Annotated in this window: 5 protein-coding genes; all 5 read right to left on the bottom strand. The window is 57.9% G+C overall.

Going from position 1 to position 2608, the window contains the following annotated elements; translation table 11 throughout:
• On the bottom strand, positions 1–421 hold a 421-nt coding region (locus tag ABJK70_RS23360), incomplete at its 3' end, for a PhnD/SsuA/transferrin family substrate-binding protein (protein WP_347259295.1).
• 27 nt (positions 422–448) lie between these two features.
• Positions 449–922 carry a PAS domain-containing protein gene (locus ABJK70_RS23365; RefSeq protein ID WP_086133812.1) on the bottom strand — a complete coding sequence of 158 codons (474 nt, stop codon included), beginning with the start codon at positions 920–922 and terminating at the stop codon, positions 449–451.
• A gap of 40 nt (positions 923–962) precedes the next feature.
• Positions 963–1325, bottom strand: a complete 363-nt coding sequence (locus ABJK70_RS23370) for a roadblock/LC7 domain-containing protein (RefSeq protein ID WP_077728272.1) — start codon at positions 1323–1325, stop codon at positions 963–965.
• Between the two features lie 58 nt (positions 1326–1383).
• Complete coding sequence (locus ABJK70_RS23375) at positions 1384–2028, bottom strand: hypothetical protein (protein WP_077728271.1); 645 nt, start codon at positions 2026–2028, stop codon at positions 1384–1386.
• On the bottom strand, positions 2025–2567 hold the full coding sequence (locus ABJK70_RS23380; protein ID WP_347259296.1) for an ATP/GTP-binding protein: 543 nt from the start codon (positions 2565–2567) through the stop codon (positions 2025–2027). Before ABJK70_RS23380 ends, ABJK70_RS23375 begins: the two co-directional genes overlap by 4 nt.
• Between the last annotated feature and the right edge of the window lie 41 nt (positions 2568–2608).

The following is a 2608-nucleotide window of genomic DNA, read 5'->3' on the forward strand; positions in this document are numbered from 1 at the left end:
AGTCGCAGATTTTTAGTTCGACCGACGCGGCATCGAGGTCGGCCGGCTCCAGCATGATCATGCCCATCATGTGGACATCGGGGTCTTCGGTGGTCGCCAGCTTGATCGAGCCGGGCAAATCTTCGACCTGAAGGTAAGGGCGTTCGGTACTTACCGCGATAACCGCCTCGTCCGCCTTGCCTTCCGGCTTGACCAAGGGTTTGAAGCCTTTTTCCCGCACCAGCATGGCGGCATCGTAAGGGTTGGCGTAGATCAGATCGATTCGGTCGGACTTGATGGCGTCCCGCTGACTGTGGAAGTCGTCATACAATTGCAAATGAAATGCCTCGCCCAAGGCCTTTTGCAACCAAGTATTGAAAATGAACCAGCCGGACAGGTGCTCGGGCGTAAAATCCGGGCTTACGGTGAAAACGTGGGGCATGGCATAGTCCTCGCGGAGTCGAGACGCTCAAAACAAGGTGGGATAGAGTTTCATGCATTCGGCGACTTTCTGTCGGGACGGCTTGCGCCGGACCGAGGTATAGCCGATGACCTGGGCGTTTCGAATGTTCGGGATGACCGTGGCCTTGACCCAGTAGAAACCGCCGTCCTTGCGCAAATTCTTGACATAGCCCTGCCATTTTTCGCCGCGCCGCAAGGTTTCCCAAAGATCCCGGAAAGCTGCCGGCGGCATATCGGGATGCCGCAGAATGTAGTGTGGCGCGCCGATCAGTTCTTCCTTGGAATATCCCGACATGTCGACGAAGGATTGGTTGACATGGGTGATGATGCCGGCCGGATCGGTGCGAGAAACGATCAAGCGTCCGTCCGGATAGGGCGACTCGATGTCGGTTACCAGCACTTTCCGGCGAGTCCCGTCGAAATGGACGAGCGTATGTTCTCGGTAGGCCCCGACGATGTCTTCGGGCTTCATGTCTTGCATGGCGGCCTCTTGGAACTACGGTTGTCGGGCTGTGCGCCGGTCAAATCAGGCCGGCTATGCTTTCGGCCGCCCGTTTTACGTCCAGAAAGATCAGACCCAACTTGGCATTGGGCTTGGCCATCACGGTCAGCACCGCTTCCTTGCCGGCATAAGTCATCAGCACGTATCCCCTGTCGCCCTTGATGAGCACCTGCTCGAGCGTACCCCGCGACAGTTCCTGGGCGGTCCTGTCGCCCAGGGAAAGCATGGCGGCGCTCATGGCACCCACCCGATCCTCGTCCAGGTTTTGAGGCAACACGGCCGCCATCATCAAGCCGTCCGTCGAAATGACGCCGGAAGCTTCGATGTCGGCCGATGTGCCGTTCAACTCACTCAGAATGGAAGTCAACATTTCTGCACGCATAACTGAACCTCGCTCGCACTCGGATGATTCGGGAAAATTCGTTCTTGATTTATTTGCATCAGCTGCCGACGCCGGCATAGCGGCGGCTCAATATCCAGACCAGGGTAACGAAATCCGGCTGGTTGAACCTCGGCATTCCCGCGGCGACCAGCACGAATCGCTCTTTCCCCAGGTATAGCGGCCAAAATCCCACTTTGCTGTTGCCCGCCGAGTCCACTACGGACCAGGCGCTCGAATTGAGCCCCAGGTTGTTGAGCAAGAGACCCGAGCGACGCTCATGCAGATTGGCCAAATCGGCGCTGAGCGCCGACAGCTCCTCGGCGACTTCGTGGGGAAAACCGTGGGTCGCAAGATAGAACCCTTGGCTGTCGGCCAACAGAACCTTGGCTTGGCTGCTGAGCTGGCTCAGCAGTTCGGGCAGGATTTCGGAAAGAGGCTGATTCGGGCATTTCAGCGGCGCCTTCAACCCTTGCAGCCATTTCGCTTCTTGTGCATGGTGGAGCATGGCATAGGCCCTTTCGGCGTCCTCGATAGCCGACCAGTCTTTCAGGCCGGCCAGGGTGAGCGCTGGGCTGGACTCCATCTGCAGCAAGTTTCTGATGAGCTGTTTGGCTGGGGTGTGCGCCTTGGTCGTGACCGCATGGTAGGCGCCGCCTGGCGTCGGATGAAGATAAAGGTGCTCCGCCAGCGCGTAGTCCTTCATTGATCCTCCAGCCCCGGATCGATGGAGTAGAGCAGCGCCTGTACCAGCAGAGAAACGTCTTTCTTGCGCCGGGCGTCGACCTCGAAAATCGGCGGATTCAGACCGCTCGCTTCCAACTGGCGATGGTAGTCCGATACCAGAGGCGTTGCACGGACGTCCATTTGGGTGACGCCTATGACCAAGCTCGTGGCCTCGATGAAGCTGCCGAATTTGTTCAAGAAAAAGCGCAGATCCTGGAAGGGATCGGCGCGGGTGTTGTCGAGCAGCAGCACCAGGCCGATGCCTCCGGTGGTCAGAATGTCCCACATGAAGTCGAACCGCTCCTGTCCCGGCGTTCCGTACAGATGAATCTTTTCCCCGCCGGGCAAAGTCATCATCCCGTAGTCGAGCGCGACCGTGGTCGAAGCTTTCCGGCTTTTGGTCATATCGCTGGCGACTTGGTCCGTTTTGACCGGCGGAACATCACTGAGCGAGGTGATGGCGGTCGTTTTCCCAGCGCCCACGGGTCCGGTGAAAATGATTTTGTTGTACTGAATCACGATTCGATTCCGCTCCCGTCAAGACATTTTCAAGTGTTTCA

This window comes from Methylocaldum sp. (genome assembly GCF_039794385.1).
Classification (GTDB): domain Bacteria; phylum Pseudomonadota; class Gammaproteobacteria; order Methylococcales; family Methylococcaceae; genus Methylocaldum.

What these genes read in the sequence shown, in the direction of transcription:
- ABJK70_RS23365 (WP_086133812.1), bottom strand. Translation starts at nt 922, where the DNA reads ATGCAAGACATGAAGCCCGAAGACATCGTCGGGGCCTACCGAGAACAT.
- ABJK70_RS23370 (WP_077728272.1), bottom strand. Translation starts at nt 1,325, where the DNA reads ATGCGTGCAGAAATGTTGACTTCCATTCTGAGTGAGTTGAACGGCACA.
- ABJK70_RS23375 (WP_077728271.1), bottom strand. Translation starts at nt 2,028, where the DNA reads ATGAAGGACTACGCGCTGGCGGAGCACCTTTATCTTCATCCGACGCCA.